The organism is Deferribacter desulfuricans SSM1 (assembly GCF_000010985.1).
Taxonomy (GTDB): domain Bacteria; phylum Chrysiogenota; class Deferribacteres; order Deferribacterales; family Deferribacteraceae; genus Deferribacter; species Deferribacter desulfuricans.
In genome coordinates this window covers 695585-713913 of the sequence record NC_013939.1, presented here as the reverse complement: position 1 = coordinate 713913, position 18329 = coordinate 695585, and the positions used below count along the sequence as shown (strand labels likewise).

At 27.9% G+C, this 18329-nt stretch carries 13 protein-coding genes; 10 read left to right on the top strand and 3 right to left on the bottom strand.

Going from position 1 to position 18329, the window contains the following annotated elements; all coding sequences use genetic code 11:
* Nucleotides 1–102 precede the first annotated feature (102 nt).
* Both DEFDS_RS03690 and DEFDS_RS03685 read right to left on the bottom strand, forming a co-directional pair.
* Complete coding sequence (locus DEFDS_RS03690) at nucleotides 103–2565, bottom strand: LamG-like jellyroll fold domain-containing protein (RefSeq protein WP_161595871.1); 2463 nt, start codon at nucleotides 2563–2565, stop codon at nucleotides 103–105.
* A 606-nt stretch (nucleotides 2566–3171) separates the two neighbouring features.
* Nucleotides 3172–3678, bottom strand: a complete 507-nt coding sequence (locus tag DEFDS_RS03685; RefSeq protein WP_013007459.1) for a L,D-transpeptidase family protein — start codon at nucleotides 3676–3678, stop codon at nucleotides 3172–3174.
* A gap of 710 nt (nucleotides 3679–4388) precedes the next feature.
* Between DEFDS_RS03685 and DEFDS_RS03680 the strand changes: the two genes are divergently transcribed.
* The 6 genes from DEFDS_RS03680 to DEFDS_RS03655 all read left to right on the top strand — a co-directional run bounded on the left by DEFDS_RS03680 (nucleotide 4389) and on the right by DEFDS_RS03655 (nucleotide 11792).
* Nucleotides 4389–5684 (top strand): hypothetical protein, encoded by a 1296-nt coding sequence (locus DEFDS_RS03680; RefSeq protein ID WP_013007458.1) that lies wholly within the window; start codon nucleotides 4389–4391, stop codon nucleotides 5682–5684.
* A gap of 745 nt (nucleotides 5685–6429) precedes the next feature.
* The gene (locus DEFDS_RS03675; protein ID WP_013007457.1) at nucleotides 6430–7575 is read left to right on the top strand and encodes an MGDG synthase family glycosyltransferase; all 1146 of its coding nucleotides are present in this window, start codon (nucleotides 6430–6432) and stop codon (nucleotides 7573–7575) included.
* On the top strand, nucleotides 7562–8608 hold the full coding sequence (locus DEFDS_RS03670) for a metallophosphoesterase family protein (RefSeq protein ID WP_013007456.1): 1047 nt from the start codon (nucleotides 7562–7564) through the stop codon (nucleotides 8606–8608). Before DEFDS_RS03675 ends, DEFDS_RS03670 begins: the two co-directional genes overlap by 14 nt.
* On the top strand, nucleotides 8605–9564 hold the full coding sequence (locus DEFDS_RS03665; protein WP_013007455.1) for a lysylphosphatidylglycerol synthase domain-containing protein: 960 nt from the start codon (nucleotides 8605–8607) through the stop codon (nucleotides 9562–9564). The genes DEFDS_RS03670 and DEFDS_RS03665 overlap by 4 nt, the downstream gene beginning before the upstream one ends.
* Before the next feature lie 334 nt (nucleotides 9565–9898).
* The gene (locus DEFDS_RS03660; RefSeq protein ID WP_013007454.1) at nucleotides 9899–11176 is read left to right on the top strand and encodes an APC family permease; all 1278 of its coding nucleotides are present in this window, start codon (nucleotides 9899–9901) and stop codon (nucleotides 11174–11176) included.
* 1 nt (nucleotide 11177) lies between these two features.
* A complete protein-coding gene (locus DEFDS_RS03655) occupies nucleotides 11178–11792 on the top strand; it encodes a MarC family protein (protein ID WP_013007453.1) in 615 nt (204 codons plus the stop codon).
* 282 nt (nucleotides 11793–12074) lie between these two features.
* Here the strand turns inward: DEFDS_RS03655 and DEFDS_RS03650 are convergent, their stop codons facing one another.
* Nucleotides 12075–13121 carry an IS5 family transposase gene (locus DEFDS_RS03650; RefSeq protein WP_013007452.1) on the bottom strand — a complete coding sequence of 349 codons (1047 nt, stop codon included), beginning with the start codon at nucleotides 13119–13121 and terminating at the stop codon, nucleotides 12075–12077.
* Nucleotides 13122–13364: 243 nt separating this feature from the next.
* Between DEFDS_RS03650 and DEFDS_RS03645 the strand changes: the two genes are divergently transcribed.
* The 4 genes from DEFDS_RS03645 to DEFDS_RS03630 all read left to right on the top strand — a co-directional run bounded on the left by DEFDS_RS03645 (nucleotide 13365) and on the right by DEFDS_RS03630 (nucleotide 18111).
* A complete protein-coding gene (locus DEFDS_RS03645) occupies nucleotides 13365–13937 on the top strand; it encodes an undecaprenyl-diphosphatase (RefSeq protein WP_013007451.1) in 573 nt (190 codons plus the stop codon).
* Nucleotides 13938–13945: 8 nt separating this feature from the next.
* Nucleotides 13946–14620: a response regulator transcription factor gene (locus DEFDS_RS03640; protein ID WP_013007450.1), complete on the top strand. Its 675-nt coding sequence runs from the start codon at nucleotides 13946–13948 to the stop codon at nucleotides 14618–14620.
* A gap of 88 nt (nucleotides 14621–14708) precedes the next feature.
* Nucleotides 14709–15977, top strand: a complete 1269-nt coding sequence (locus DEFDS_RS03635; protein ID WP_161595869.1) for a sensor histidine kinase — start codon at nucleotides 14709–14711, stop codon at nucleotides 15975–15977.
* Nucleotides 15978–15981: 4 nt separating this feature from the next.
* A complete protein-coding gene (locus tag DEFDS_RS03630; protein ID WP_013007448.1) occupies nucleotides 15982–18111 on the top strand; it encodes an LssY C-terminal domain-containing protein in 2130 nt (709 codons plus the stop codon).
* The last annotated feature ends 218 nt before the right edge of the window (nucleotides 18112–18329 follow it).

The window sequence follows — 18329 nt, the reverse complement described above, 5'->3', positions numbered from 1 at the left end:
AATGTTTTATTTTTACTCTTTTCTACTAACATACATTAAACAATAACATCTGGTAAAATCTTAAACATTAAAATATTAAATTAACTTTAAGCTTAAATTTAACTATTTAATCCGTTTGCCCCATATATGGGTTCCACCTTGATTAAAGCCCTCAAGGGTATCATTATGAAGTTCAAGCAAATCAACTGCACCACTTTCCCAAACTATACGATAAGTTGGTATACTGTTAAATCGAATAACACTCCATCCATCTTTGTTCCCTTCAGAAGATCGACATGTGCCATTTTTGTAAATCCATACAATTTCTCCATTAAACCATTTCCATATACCATTTATATCTGTGTTATTAATCTTATCACTGTTCAAATTACCTATATCTTTAGTTTTATGTATATTTGAAATATCTAAAAGATTTCTTTGCTTCATATAGAAATTTAAAATCTCTTGAGGTGAAAGTATTCTATCATACAATTGAACATTAGCTATTTCACCTTTGAAAAATTGCGACATACCTGATGAACCATTCACATAATCATAATATTTTGGGCTTTTGCAACATGTTCGATCATAAAAAGTTGCACCCAAATATAGATTTCGACCGTCAATATAATCCGTCGGATTAGATATTACCTTAGAATCTACCTCTCTACCGTTTAGATACATTTTGGCAAATCCATTGCCGGGAACTGCTGAGACAGCTACTACCACATTATACCATTTGTTTGGATATATGTTAGGGCTATAGAGATCAGCATAATTGTTTTTATAGTTATTGTTTCGCAAAGAAAATTGTATCTTGTCATTAATTATACGAAGGATATAACCAGCATTTTTATAAAAAGGGTTCCCAGGAAAACAACTGCCACTATAGCCATTATCTTTAGACAAAATAGTTCTCCAGCCCTCTCCCCATTTATCAGTAGAATATCTAACGCCCCTCAAATCAGAAGCTTTAAACCATAGAGAAATCGAAAGTGCCTGCCCTTTTTTGAGATCAGAAATACTGTTTTTTGATATGGTTATATAGTCATCATAACCTTTAAACTTATATCTGTTTTTAAAAGTAAAAGAAATATTATTATCTGGATGAATTACCACGTATTGGCCAGTAGATAAATTTGAAGTAGGTATATAAGATTTTGTTTTGTTGAAATCCGAACTGATTTCTTCACTGGTACGAGCAAAGTTATAAATTCGAACTTCATCAATAAAACCCTTAAAAAACCTTCTATCAAGTGTGTTGCCACCTATATGTATTTGAGGATTGGCATTTAGAGCGTTTCTACCTGCAAACATAGAAGCTTCTTCTTTACCATTCACATACATCCTAACTTTGCCAGTCTTTCTTTCTCTGGTTACTGCAACATGCATCCAACCGCCTTTTGTAACAGTAGTACTACTTAGAATGCTCTTGTCCGGATTGCCAGTAAACATACAAAATTTGTTATTTAATAGAGCTAAGATGAAGTCATTGTTTGTGCCACCTACATCTGACCAAATAAGACCATTGCCTTGATAACATTGGGTTCCTGTTAAACTCTGAGAATCAGATTTTACCCAAGCCTCTATCGTAAAATCATCTTTTATCCTTCTAGGTATTTCAAGGTATGCATCAGTACCATTAAATTTTAAAGCTTTTCCACTAAATCCAGAGGAAAAAATGGCACCATGGTTGACACCATGATTCCTATATCCAGAATAGTCTTCAGTATCTCCATTCAATGGATAATATGCGATGAGTCCATTATTGTTTAATGAATAACTTGGCTTAGTTACTGTTCCAAAGGAATGACTGTCGACAGTTATACATTCTCCTGATTTCACCATTTTTGGTTTATCAGAGAACATCTTGGGTGTTACCTCAACCTTTCCTCTATCAACACAAACCTTTGTAGCATTAGTTTCATGTCGGTGAGAAACATGAAAGATAGTTCCTCGTACACCCGCTATACAAGTAGGTGTTGAAATAGAAAAGTCAACTTCTTTAAAATTCCTATCATCTTCATTAAAATCGACCCGTATATCGCCTTCTGGCATGAATGTTTTTGCAGTAATGCCACCTTGTGTAATAATATAATCTTCAATTGAAAAATTACTCATATTATGTACAGTTACTGAACCTCTTTCTGCAAAATCAATCAAGGCACATGAACCCATTCCAGTTATTATTACGGATTTTCTGTTTAATATTATTGGACCGTTAGCTGGTTTACAATTTTCAAAATCTATAAAATTTCCATCTCCATTTATATCAACAGCTATTTCATCTCCGCTCCATTTGGTCAAAAAAATATATTCTTCATTTTTATTTGTGTTTTTTTTCATCTTATTATATTTGATTATAGGCAGTTGATGCATTTCGCATTCTAATTTTTTAATATTATTATTTTTATGCACATTGATAATGTATACCTGCAAATTCACTTCTCCAGGAACATAATAAAGCTCATAAGCCCCAGTACGTTTGCCCGCTTCAATAATAATCTTATATTCTCCAGCCTCATAGAGGGGCGGTGGTGCGAGGTACTTGAGCGAGCCATCTGGATTGACCTTATAGAAAAACATATTTGACTCTGATCTTACTTTGGATCCCTGCATGCATTTATAGTAAGTAACTTTAGTTATTTCATGCCAATTATTATCTTTGCCTTTCTTAAGCACCCAGAAACTGGGTTCCTGATGGTAAAATACCCCTTTTGGAACCTTAGACTCAAAATGAAATGTTACATATCCGGGATAATCTAGAGTAAATTCATAGGTTCTTCTCACTCTTTTGCTAACCGTGTCCCAGGAAATTCTGTCTTTATTATTTTTGCAATTGATCCACTCATTATAGTTATACATGTTACGTTCCCAACATTCAGAAAACTTTACTGTTAAATTTAGAATTTTTTTACTCCCAGGATACGTAGTCACTTTTTTCCAATTATCAGCATAAATCGTACGTCCAAACAGAGTAGAAATCTCCACAATTAGTAGTAGAATAATAAATACTTTAAAGTTAAATAATTTTTCAATTTTCATCTTATTTCTCCTTCATCATATCTAAAATGCTAGATACAGATTACCTATACTTTTGACCTAAAATCTTGTATTAATTTGAATACGGAAGAAAATAGTATAAATATTACTTTTGCAAATACTAGCATTAAAAGATTTATGATTTTCATTTCATGGCCTTATCTCTATTGGAGTGCCTACTTTTACCATTTTCCAAATTACATCCATATCTTTATTACTTACAGCTATACATCCTTTTGTCCAATCAAATTTTTGCGATATGAACGAAAGCCAACCCCAACCTTTTTTTTGACCATGAATCATAATATCTCCTCCTGGAGAAACCCCCATCTTTTTGGCTCTTTTTACATCTGAAGTATTTGGATAAGATATATGGATAGATTTATAATAACGACTACGTTCATTTTTATAATCTAAAAAATATATACCCTCTGGCGTTTTTTCATCACCCTGTTTTTGTTTTGCTCCTTTCGGATTACCTCCCAGGGCAATATGAAATGATTTTAATATTTTGCCTGATTTTAATAGATAAATTTTGTGTTTTGATTTTTTAACCAACACATAATCTGCATATTCTACTCCAAAACATTCAACTGATATAAAAAATAATAAAATGAATATATTTATCACTATCAAAATATTATTATGCATTTTCATTAAATCACCAAATTATAAATTTAGTACTAATTCTAATAAAGCTCATAATAATCTAATAGAAGATGTTGCACATTAAAAGAAACATTACTTTTTAGAGTTCCTTCAATAAAGCTCGTAATAACAATCTTTTTAACTTATTAAGAAACAAAAAACTGTTTAAACAATCTCATTTTCAGAAAACTGCCATTCAAAATATGCACAACACTCTCAATAATTAATATGTTGTAAATAAATCAAAAATCAAGTTAGAATATTTCGAAGCTTCTAACAAAGTATTATAAAAAGACTTTTAAACAAAGATTTAAAATAAATGTATAAATATAATTTTATATCAATAATCAATATTTCTTATAGCTTTTTGTTTGTCATTAGTGAAAAATATTAAAAAAGTATCAAACTGGTCCAGAATATTTCACAAGAATCTAACATAATGTTGTTTTTAAGAACATAATCAAAACAATCTGAGAGTTAGAACAACAATTAATATTCTATACTCTCTAGATATTAAAAAAATAACTATTTTATTTTTTATTTAAATTAATATTCAATTATAATCACAACTATAGTTGAAACTCAATTTTAAGCATGTTAAAATTGAATATAAGCCTTTTATCTTTTGTCAATTAGATCTTGTGTACTCAAGAAATCATTGATTTAAGCTAAAAAGGTATATTCTCATACATTGTTGAAATATAATATGGAGGATAAGAATGTATAAGTATTTAATAATTTTTGCACTGTTTTTAGTAAGCAGCTGTTTTAATGGTTCATCAAGCTCAGATTATGACAAAGCTGTTCAATATTGCGAAGAAAACGGAGGTAAGGTCTTAATGTCTACAGATACGAATGAAGAAGTATGTCAATATTATGAAACTTATGACTATGATGATGGAGAACATACCTATACAATGGAGTGTGAACTAATGACATTGTATCAAGGTGGAGACTGTTCAGGTATAAATGAGCCTATTAATGAATTGCCACTTGTTCAATGGTGTCCTACTTGTGAAAAAACAATTAGGGAAGCTTTTCATGGTCAAGTAATCGATATATTATTAAAACTTGATCATACAGGCTATGTCCATGGTAGCCAATTTATATTACATCCTAATTATACTGATATAGGTGGAGACGATATTGAATCATACAATTTATTTTTAGATTGCTCAGGTTATGTTGGATACTATGTAGTACAGGGAATAGCAAAGCCTCTTTTTGATAAAGTTGATACATGCTATCATTCTGCAAGACCTCTTGCAGCAGATTTTGCCGATGCTTTTGCAGCAGCAGATAATATTACTGTTGAAACTGAAGAAGCAACAATGTCTGACTTAGATAATCCCGATAATTTATGCTGGGGCAGAGTTACTCATATAAAGGATGCAATGCCAGGGGATATTTTAGTCTATAAGCATCCTGAAAATATAGAAGGAGACACTTGTGATAATTATACTGTAACAGGGAATACAGGACATATAATGTTTATATTTGATTATCCTCAGAAAAGTACATATTATCACAACAATGAATGGCTGGTTAAAATTTCTGACTCAACAACTTCTCCTCACAGTAGTGATAGTAGATTTTCTAATACCTGTAAGTACAAATTAGTAAACGGACAACTTGTTTGCGAAAAAACAGAGTTTGTGAAAGATGGAAGTTTTATTTATGATAAATCACAATATAAAACAAACTATTACACTGCCTGGACATCGCGCTACAATGATGGAGATAAAAACTATAAGGAAGAAAATGATGATTGGATAGAATTATGTATAGATAATAACACCTTAGATAATAATACTTTTCATAGAAGATGTAGCGATTTTGGTTTGGAAACTCAAAAGAAAATTTATCCTGAAACTAAAAATGTTGATTCTTCTACTGGAATTGGGGTAGGTTATATCTATATTTCCGATGACATGGATTATTATAGGGTAAAATATGGTGCAGATAGAGATTATGCTGAAGTTTATATAGGCAGACCAATCAAATGTAACAAATAAATAAACGGAGAGGGCGGGATTCGAAAACCCCAAATAGCTATATGAACAATTAAACCAAATTATAAAAAACGCTATTTTTAAAGGATTTTAAGAACATTTTATAATTGCAAATAATCAAAGCATAACAAATTTTATCACAATTTTATCACAATAATATCACAGTCCAGCACCCGGTAAGTTAAAACTTTTAACTACTTATATGAAAAAATTACTGATCCTATAAATATTTTTACCATAAACAAATTTTAATCTTAGGGCTAGCAATCAATTCCTTAATAACCTTTATAACTTTCTTTTTGCTAAATATGATGTACAAAGTAGATCGTTAAGAAATAAAAGGGTTAAATTTTATGATAAATTTCAAGGAGATAAAAATCTTACGCATTAGTTGAACTATGGTGAGTGTTGAAAAGTAAATCTATCTTCATAATTTCTTCATAAATGTTATGATAACGTTTGATGTAGAAAAAATAATATAATAAATGGATTATTATAAAATATGCTAAAAGGTAATTTAAATGCTGATAAAATTTATATGTTAATAAGATATTATTATATAATTATTTAAAAAATAATTTTGAAAAAGAACCTAAACAATAAATTTAGTTCAACATAGGATTAGAGATATATTACGATTTTATTATTAATAATTTTATGATTAAAAATTATGAAATACATATGAAAGATAATAATGAAAGCATTCAATGCGGTATGTTTATATATTTAATACTTTTGGAGACTATTTATGACTGTTAACAAACCAATAGGGTTATTTTATGTAACGGCAGGTAATGGACACAAAATAGCAGCAAGGGCTTTGGCTGAAAGTTTTATAAAAAATGATATTTGTTATTATATCATAGATGTACTGTTTTTTACAAACAAGTTATTCCAATGGTCATACAGCTCAATATATGATTTTATTGGTGAGCATTCCCACTTAGCCTGTAAAACTATTTATAAAATTACTGATAGAAATAGGGATAAAAGTAAAATACTTAGCATTATCGATAAGTTAAGTCTTGATAATGTGGAAGGTTTTGTATCCTTCATAAAAGAAAACTCAGTAGAAAAAGCAGTTTGCACTCATTTCCTCCCTGCCAATATTTTGTCAAAGATGAAAGATGATGGAATATTTCATGGAAAGATATATGTAACAGTTACTGATTATGGATTACATAAAATGTGGTATGACAAAAATATTGACTGCTACTTTGTAGCAAATGAAGAAGTAAAAGATGAATTAATAAAGCTTGGTGTTAGAAGCGATAAAATCCATATTACCGGTATTCCAATAGCAGATAAATTTAGAAAAAAAATAGATTCGGAAAACCTTAGAGCTAAGTTAAATATTGACGATTCAAGAAAAACCTTGCTTCTAATTGGTAGTGCTATAAGTGAGAAGAGAATATTTGATATAATTCAAGAGATATTTATTTCTAATAAATATCTAAATTTAATTGTCATTGCCGGAAGAAATAAAAACCTATTGGGAAAAATAAAATATTTTGAAAGCAATGAATATATAAATTTGCAGAAATTAGGATTTGTAAATAATATTGAAGAATATTTAACCGCTTCTGACTTAGTTATTACTAAGCCAGGTGGATTGACTGTCAGCGAGGCTTTAGCTTGTGGTGTACCAATGTTTCTTATTGACCCTATTCCATATCAAGAGACAAATAATGCTTTATATTTAACAAAAAATAATTGTGCTGAATTTTCACAAGAAGATTCGCACTTATTAGTAAAAAAAGTTTTAAATTTGCTTAATAATGATACTAAATTAAATTTTATGAGAGAAAACATAAATAAAATAAAAAAAACATATGCTTCTGATGAAATTGTAAAAATTATCAAACAAGATGGGGAAAAAAATGAAGACAGGTGAAATTATTACCGGTTATTTCAGTAAAAGGAAATACCTAAGAATCATTTTAATTATTTTAATAATTATATTTTGGGTTTGGTCAGAATTGGGTGATTTGAAAAAGATAGAAGAACACGATTTAAACTTTAAATCTTTGCAGGAAATAAATAATAGATATAACGGTGGAGATTTTTCTTTTGCAGTTATGGGGGATAATAAAAATTCATCAATTTTTGATTATATAATAGAAAAAATAAACCAGGATGATACATTGCTTTTTGCTGTAATTGGCGGCGATTTGGTTATGTATCCTACTAAAGAAACTTATCAGGCTTTTTTAAACCAGTGGAAAAATATTCAGATACCTACCTTAGTTTTACCAGGGAATCATGATGTAGCTTTTCAAAATCACTATTTTTATCATACGATATTTGGTAGATTTTATTACAGTTTTACACTGGGTAATTCAAAATTTATTATGCTTGATAATAGTAATGAAAAAAATATATCTGATGAACAGTTATTTTGGCTTGAAGAACAGTTAAAAAATTCACAAAATTTAAAATATAGATTTGTTTTTATGCATGTTCCACTTTGGGATCCTAGAGATTTTGACAAAGGTGGGGTTAAGTTTGCTCATGCTTTAAAAAATCCTGATTTTGCAAGAGAATTGGAAGATTTATTTATAAAATATAATGTAACAATACTTTTTGAATCACATATACATGGATTTTATACTTACACAAAAAGGGGATTAAAACATATAATTACCGGTGGTGCTGGTGCAGAACTAAAAGGTACTGATCCGAATTCAAATTTTTATCACTATATAAAAGTAAATGTTAGCAATGAAAATATCAGTACCGAAGTCGTAAAAATTGATAAAAATGTTGTTTTAATAGGTATTAAAAAGTATTGGAATATCGCCAAGCTTTATTTTGCTACTTTAGGTAAAATATATTTAAAACAAATTATTCTTGTCATTTTTATTATAGCTTTGTTAGTTGATATGTATTTTGAATATTTATTTTATAAGAGAAAACAGAATAAATGAAAAAACACATACTAAAAGCAGTTAATATATTAATAATTTTGGTTATTTTATACCTTACATTTACCTTTCTGGCAAAAATATTCCATAGTTTATCCTGGGAAGAGGTTAAAAGTGCTGTTTTACTTATTGATAGTAAAATGATTACTTTGGTAGCTATATTAACTGCTTTAAATTATTTCATCGTTACTTTTTACGATTTGATTACGGTAAAACAGATAAAGTTAAAAATACCCTATAAAAAAGTATTTTTATACTCATTAACCTCATTTATTTTAAACAATAATTTGGGCTTTGGTGCAATTATGGGTGGTGCACTAAGGTTTAGATATCTGACTAAAATTGGGATGTCACCAATACTTATTACCAATTATATGATTTTATTTTCCTGGATTTATTGGTTAGGGCTTATCGCTCTAAGTTTTGTAGTATTTTTATTTATAGAGCCTGGCTATTCATTGTCATTACCATTTATTCACTTTACAATTCAGGCCAAACTACTTGGTTTAGTAGCCTTGATAATAGTTTTAATATTTTTTATTCTTTCTTTTTTAAAGCAGAAAAAAATTATATCTGGCGCCATTCTTTACCCAATTGCAAAGCCAAAAATATTATTACTTCAATTTACAATATCTACTCTAGACTGGCTTCTTTTAGGGCTTATTTTTTACTTTTTACTTCCTAATCATAGTATCGGTTTTTTTAAATATTTACCTATTTATTTAGTGTCGCAAATTACGGCAGTTAGCAGTCATGTTCCTGGTGGTACAGGTGTTTTTGATGGAATAATGATCTTTTATCTAAAAAATTATTACGAAGTAAATGCATTGGTAGGGTCATTATTTATATTCAGATTAGTATATTTTTTAATTCCACTTGCTTTTGGAATTTTACTTTTCTTTTTTAATGAATTTTATCTATCAAAAAATAATTATAGAATAATATCAATAGAAAAGTAAAAATGCAATTGTATTATAATTTATCCTAGTGTAATAATTCTTATACTGTAATCTCCCATATTTTTCAGCTCGTTTATTTCTTACCACTAAAAATAAATTCTACTATTTCATCTTTCGATATTTATAAATAATATTAATTGCATAAGGTATCTCTCTTCTTATTTTTTATTTTCCTAAAACTATTTGAAAATTACAATAAATATATTTATTTCAATCTTTACACAAAACTCTTATATACTAACTTATATTTCAAGGTTGAAATTCCAAATTATTGTAGTTATTGTTAATGATAACAAACTTATAACAATAAATAAAAAATACCGGATATATTACAATGAATAGAAAAATAGGATTGAAAGAAGCTATTTCCATAGGCATTGGAGGGATGGTAGGTGGTGGTATTTTTGCTGTGCTTGGACTAGCAGTATCTTTAGCAAAAGGGGGGACACCTATAGCTTTTTTATTTGCTGGAATTATAGCATTATTGACATCGTACAGTTATGTTAACCTTTCAAAAACATATCCCGATAGAGGAGGTACTGTAAAATTTATCAATCAAGGCTTTGGTAAAACGGTTTTTAGCGGTGCAATCAATAATCTTTTATGGGTAAGCTATATAATTATGCTTTCGCTTTATGCTTCGGCCTTTGGTTCTTACGCACCCAATTTATTGGAATTAACACACAACAAAACTACTGATTTTCATATTTATGCCAGTGCCATTATCATCTTAGCGTCCATAATAAACTATTATAGTATTGTAGTTGTGGGCAAAATAGAATCGTATGCTGTAGTTATCAAGTTAATTATTTTAATTGCATTTATTATCATAGGATCATATGGTTTGATAGGTAATCCTAATGTATACCAGTTAAATGTTTCTAACTGGAAATCTCCATTAAAATTATTTGCTGGAGGTATGGTGATTTTTGTCGCCTATGAAGGATTTGAATTGATAGCGAATGCGGTACCTGATATTATTAATCCTGAAAAAAATATTCCTAAAGCTTACTACTTTTCTGTAATTTTTGTCATATTACTTTACTTCACAATAGCTTTAGTGACTGTAGGCTCATTACCTTTTTCTGAAATAACAACAGCACAAGATTATGTTTTGGCAGAAGCTGCTAAACCTATGTTAGGATCAATTGGTTTTAAAATTATTACTATCGCAGCTCTTATTTCCACCTTTTCAGCCATTAATGCATCTTTATTAGGCGGTAGCAGGGTAAATTTTGAAATCGCCGAAGATGATGAACTGCCACACCATTTCCTTTCAAAACTTTGGAATAAGCCCATAGGACTAATAATTACAGCTTTAACTACGTTTATTTTAGTCAACATTCTCAAATTAGAAAGTATATCTACAGCTGGAAGCATTGGTTTCTTATTAATTTTTAGTGCCGTCAATTTTGTTGGTTATAGATTATCTAAAGAAACAGGCAGTAATAAAATAATTTCATTAACAGGTTTTATTTTATGCTTGGTTGCAATATTAATTTTGATCAACCAACAATGCAAATCAAATTTTATTGGTGTTATAATATCAATAGCTATTATTAGTATTTGTTTTTTAATGGAATGGATTTATAAAAAAACAGAAAGGAAATAATATGGATAATTTATTTACTTTTTCCCTTACCGTTTTTACTGGTTTTTTTGCAATTATGAACCCTATCTCAAATATGCCAATATTTTTAAGTTTAGTTGAAGGAGCTGATAGAAAAACAAAACAAAAAATAAATTTAAAAGCAGTAGTCACAGCTTTTATTATAGTTACTGTATTTGTAATTTCAGGAAAATTAATATTTGAACTATTTGGAATTTCAATACCAGCATTTAAGATAACAGGAGGTATATTAATTTTCTTTGTAGGTTTTGAAATGTTGCGGTCTAAAAAGTCAACTATCAAACATTTAGAAAAAGTTAATATTGATGAAAATATAGCCGTTTCTCCTTTAGCAATACCAATTTTAGCAGGGCCAGGTACAATCGTAACAGCCATGAATTTTGTTGCCCATTCATCATATATCCACATTTTTTTAGTTATACTTATTTTTGGAATTATGTGTTTATTAACTTATATATCATTTAGCTTAAGCGAGTTCATTGCAAAAAAGATTGGAGACAATGTAATAGCTGTCATCGAAAAAATAATGGGATTAATTATAGCAATTATTGGAACAAGTATGGTTATAGAAGGGATAAAAATATCATTTAACTTATAAAATAACATTTTAATGGATAAATTTTCACTAAATAATGTGTATAACTAATTGTGAATCTGCTGTTAAGTTGAGAATGAATAATTGACAAAAGGGATCTGTTTATAAAAAGTTACTTACTAAAGGTTATTGCATAATTTCTGTATTTTCCAATTTTCATCATTTTCTTAAATTTTGCTCAATTTTCTACTCAATTTTTATTGCTTTTTGGCTTTTTATTCCTTGTTCACCTCCTCAAATAACTCCAAATCATCTAAAATCCCTAATTTTGGGCGCAATACACCTTTAAAAACATAATCTGATTGCTTTTGTTACGTTAAAACATATCGATTTCATCAGAAATTCATACAACACCTTACGCAAACCCATATATCTCGATCTATTTAGACCATACTGACTCTTCAATGTACCAAAACTACGCTCAATTTTATATCTCACCTGCTTACACAAATTATTTAGCTTTTTTTGTAATTCACTTAATTTCCCACCCTTTACCTTCTTATGCATAATAAAATCTTCTATATCTTTTGACTTCAACATATCTCGATTCTTCTTGCTACTATATCCCTTATCTGCAAATACTATTGGAACATTGTAACCCTTATCTCTTAACTCTGATATCAATGACTCTAAACAGCCTGACTCATGTACATTTGCCCCTGTCATATTTACTGCTAAAATAAAACCATCTATTGCATCACTCACTACATGCGCCTTATAACCATAATAAACTTCATTTCCCTTCTTTAACCAACTAGCTTCCTCTTCTCTGGAATAGTTGATATCCACGTCCCCTTCCTTTGCTGTTTCTTCTTTTGATGAAGATTCTTCTTCATTTTTGGGCTCTATACATTTATTTGGACGACTCTTAGCTTCTATTACTGTAGCATCAACTATCACTCCTTTTTCTAAAATAAATCCAGATTGCTTGAGCTGTCTGTTTATTTCTTCAAATAATACCTTATCCAAATTTAACTCACATAATCTCTTCCTAAATCTGCTTATTGTAGAATGATCTGGTACAGCATCTTCCATCGATAATCCCACAAAATCCATAAAACTTAATCTGTCATGTAAGGCTTCCTCTATCTCATAATCACTTAAATTGTACAAATTCTGCAAAAATACTATCTTGAACAGTAATAACGGTGGATAGGCTGGTTGACCACTTGCATTCTCTGTGTATTTGTACTTCTTCTTTAGCTTTTTCTCAATTTTTGAAAAGTTTATTAACTCATTTAAAAACCTTAATCTATTGCGCTTTTGTTTTGATAATTTATCTTGAGCTGCTATATCTGATACTGTCATCCCTTTTATCTCTTTTGAAGGCATAATTACCCCCTCTTTATCCAAAATTAAGCATATTTTAGCAGATAATAGATTAATTATCAATATGTTACATAAATTTTACTGTGCAACACCCTTTACTATTAATTTGAAATCATTAATATACTGTCTCATAATTGGCAACTTAATAAAAAGCTTGTTAATGTTGATAACAAAATACTTATTATACAAAAATCAAAACTATCATCTTCACGAATTCTTCATAAACATTTTGTTATTGATGGATTTATGGAAAATGTAAATGTAAAATTATTTTTATTAATAAATTCACTATCTGGAAATAAAATACTTGATCATATTTTTATTAATATAGCTAATTATTCTCCATATTTTTATATATTAATTATTTTATACTGTTATTTTTTTAATGACAAAGATAAGGCTTATTTTATTTTTTATTCGGCATGTTTAGGTTTATTACTTAATTTTATCATTACACTTTTTTACTATCACCCAAGGCCTTTTGAACTTGGAATAGGACACACATTAATACATCATTCATTAGAGACTTCATTTCCGAGTGATCATGCTACACTTGTGTTTTCCATATCCATTGCTTTGGTTATTTTTGGTATTGTTTTTGAAGGAATTATTTTGTTTATGTTAGCTATTGTTGTGGGATTTAGTAGAGTATATGTTGGCGCACATTTCCCTTTCGATATTTTAGGATCATTTATTGTTTCAGTGATTTCTACAACGATAATTTTTAAATTACAACATAAACTTTACAAAATAAATTTATTTTTAGATAAAATAGTTAGTTTAATAATTAAGCGTATTCCTTATATTAATAAATTATAAAGAGTAAAATGGCAAAAATACTAATTATTGAAGATGAAAAACAGTTAAATAAACAGATAAAAGAGATATTATCTGAAGAAGGTTACACAGTAGATGTCTCTTTTGATGGTGCTACCGGTTTGGAAAAGATCCTTAGTTCCCCTTATGATTTAATTATACTTGATATTATGTTACCAGAAATAAATGGATATAATATTTTGAAACATATTAGAGAAAATAAAATATTAACTCCTGTCCTGATGATATCTGCCAAAGGTGAAATAGATGATAGAATAAAAGGTTTGAATAGTGGAGCTGATGACTATTTATCAAAACCATTTTCAATAGCTGAATTAATAGCAAGGGTAAAAGCAATTTTAAGAAGGACTTTTTCTCAGTATGAACAAATCATTTCAATATATAACTTAAAAATAGATTTAAATACAAGAAAAGTTTATATAAATGATAGCGAAGTACAACTTACATCTAAAGAATATGGGATAATTGAATATTTAGTTTCAAACAGAAATAAAGTTGTTTCAAAGTTTGCAATAATCGAATATGTTTGGGGGGATGAGTTTGATCCTTTCAGTATGTCTAATTTTTTAGATGTACATATTAAAAATATAAGAAAGAAAATCGGTGACAAAGAATATAAAATTATACAAACAGTAAGAGGTATAGGTTATCTTTTAAAAGGTTAATATGAGTATAAAAAACAGAGTTCGTATTTTAATTTTTTTCTCTTTTACTACCTTAGTAATTTTGTTTACATTAACAATTTTCTTTTATATGAAAAATATGATATATAAGTCGGTCGACTCAGAACTGGATGTAATAGCTAAGAATATTAAAAACAACTTATTATCCAATAATAAAAAATTTATTAATAATAAAAATTATTTTATTAAGGTAATAACCAGCTCAAATAATACCTTATATGAGAATAACATTGCTAAAAGAATATATATACCATTTTACAATAAAAAAGACGCTTATAACTTTAGATTAAAAATTTCAAAAGAAATATTAGATATAGGACAAGATAAATGGGGTGAAGTTCTATTTAGAGTAAAGATATATAAACTTAATAGTGAAACTTTTTTATTACTAGGGAAACCGATCGAACACATTGATGAGCAAATTGTCCAGCTATCAAAAATATTATTTATAATGTTTCTTTTATGTTTAATAATATTAATATTAATTACTAATTGGTTGACTGATAAAATACTTTCACCCTTTCAGAATATAATTAAAAACATTTCAAAAGTTAATTCATCAAACTTATCAATGAAAATACCAGTTCCTAAAGAAAAGGATGAGATCTATTTCCTGGTTAGCTCTTTAAATGAAATGTTAGAAAGACTGGATAAACAATTTAAAAGGGAAAAAGAGTTTATGTCTAATATTTCTCATGAATTAAAAACTCCTCTCACTATTATACTATTATCATTGGAAAAGTTGATTCAGAATTCAGCTATTAGTGAAAAAGATAAAAAAGAGATAGTCCAAATTTATATAACTATCCAAAGACTTTCTTTATTAATTAAAAATTTACTTATGCTTCTGTCCCTAGAATCTAATATGCAATTCAAAAATTTTAAAAAGATGAATTTAACATGTTTAATTAAAGAACTTTTAGAAATTTATGATATTAAAATAAAACAAAAAAAGATAAAATTAGAAAAAAATATGGAAGAAATTTTTATAGTGGGCAGTAGAGAATTAATTAAAAGAATGTTTATGAATCTTTTAGACAATGCTATTAAATATTCTAATAAAAATGGTATTGTTAAGATTAACTTATATAAAGAAGATATTAAAGTTGTTCTGTCTATTTATAACAGCGGTAAAGGGATAACTTCAGATAAAATATATTTAATATTTGATCGTTTTTACCAGATAGATCAATCAAGAACTAATCGTGAAGGTAGCTTTGGTCTAGGTTTATCAATTGTTAAAGAAATAGTCAAAGTTCATAAGGGTGAAATTACAGTGGATAGCGATGGAGAAACATACACTGAATTTAAAGTTATGTTACCAATAAATATGGAGTAGAGACATGGAAGAATTTATTAAAAATACAATAATTTCTATAAGTAATCATCAGATACTGGTGTATGTATTATCTTTTATTATGGCATTTGCAGAATCTTTTGCATTTATAGGTATTATCATTCCTGGAGCTATAATTACAGTTACAACTGGTTTTTTAGCGTCAAGAGGTGTTTTGGATATATGGATTTTAATGATATCATCAGTATCTGGAGCTATTCTAGCCGATGTGGCAAGCTATTATCTGGCAAAATACTACGGTAATAAAATACAAAAAAGCAAAATTTATGAAAAAATAGAGAAATACATCGAATTAGGTAAAGTTTTTTTCCAAAAACATGGGGGCAAAAGTGTATTTTTTGGTAGATTTGTTGGCCCCGTAAGACCTGTAGTACCTTTTATGGCAGGTCTTATGAATATGAAGGAATTAAAGTTTAATATTTACGCAATAATTAGTGGCATACTTTGGGGTGTTATTTATATAGGTGGAGGTTATTTATTTGGTGCTAGCTGGCAATATATAGAAAAGATTTTTGGAAAACTAAGTTTATTATTTATAATACTGATATTACTAATTTACCTTATTATCAAAATATCTAAATTATTTTTTTCTATTATTAGTAAATTTATAAAATTATTGATACTGTCAACTAAAGAAGAGTCAATTGAACCTCATATTATCAAAATTTTGAAAAATAAAGCGCCACGTATATTTGAGATACTTAAGAAAAGACTTGATCCTGAAAAAGAAACTGGTTTGATTATAACAACAGGAATAATCTTTACAGTTTTTTTTACATATTTATTCTTTGGTATAGTTGAAGACATCATATTTAATGACCCTTTAGTTAGTTTTGACTTAAATTTATTCAATTTTCTACAAAAATTTCATACTTCAATTGCAAATGAAATTTTCATATTTTTTACATACCTTGGTAGTAAACTACCTATTATTCTTTTTTTTATTAGTATCAGTATAATATTAATTAGTTATAAAAAAATTAAAGAATTATTATTCTTCGCTGTAAATTTTTTTGGTGGTTTGATATTTCTTATTTCACTTAAATATATTTTTAATAGAGAAAGACCAGTTGCAATTTATCACTATTTTAATGAAATAACACCTTCGTTTCCTAGTGGGCATGCATTTATGTCTTTTATTACCTATGGTTTTGCCGGTTTTTTAATATTTAAAGTAGTTAAAAATAATTATATTAAAAAAATTTATTATTTTTCGTCAATTATAATAGTTTTCTTGATAGGATTTAGTAGAATCTATTTGGGTGTACACTGGTTTAGTGATGTTATTGGTGCTTATGTTTCAGGATTAATTTGGCTATCTATAATGATAACGGCTTATGAATACTATATTTTTAAATCTTCTCATGAAGATTATAAAAAATTGATACCAAATAAAGGTGAATATATAAAAAAAGCAGTTGCGATAACTTCCAGTATAGTTTTGTTATCTGTAAGTTGTTATTATTCTTTGGATAAAACCGAACAAACATTATCATCAGTCAAAATACTTAAACCAAAAAAACAAGTATTAAAAGGTAATCTCTCGGATAATATAAAAAAAGGCGTGTTATCTATTTATACTCAAAATCTTTTTGGCCTAGAAGAAGTTCCAATTTCTTTTATTATTTTAACAGATAAAAGTGATATCTCAGATTTATTTGTTAAAAATGGATTTATAAGATATAGTGATTTTACAATAAAAAAGATAGGAAAATCCTTTTATTCTTTACTAGATAAAAGTAGAAAATTATTACCTGTTTTTTATAGTTTTTATAATAATAAACCACAGGATTACATTTTTGTATATTTAGAAAATAAAGATAAAGCACTTCCAAGAATTATTGTAAAAATATGGAATACAAATAAATGGATTGAAGGGAAAAATATTTTTGTAGGTGAAGTAGTTAGAGAAACTGGGTTTAAAAAAATTGAAAAAAAGTTTAGTATACCAATTGTAAATTATGATGTATCTTTGGCTGATGTAAAAATTAAGCTTAAGCAACTTTTAAAAGGTATTATTGTTGACGAAATAAAAGTTTCTGATCCAGTCATTTTTAAATATCCTAATAATGATAAAGGATATTTTGATGGGATGCTGTTACTGATTCATTATTAGATTATTATTTAAAATATTAAAAAGATAATGTGAAATCACTTGAACCAAAGAGATTAATAAATAAAGTTAGAATGATAGTATAAAGTAGTTAAAGAGTTAAGAAAATACTAATGATATGAAGCTTATTTTTTAAAGTTTCGCAAAGCATTTAAACTGAAGTAAAGGAATTATGTGCGATAAAAATAATAATAACATTTAGCTTGATAATAAATTTATTG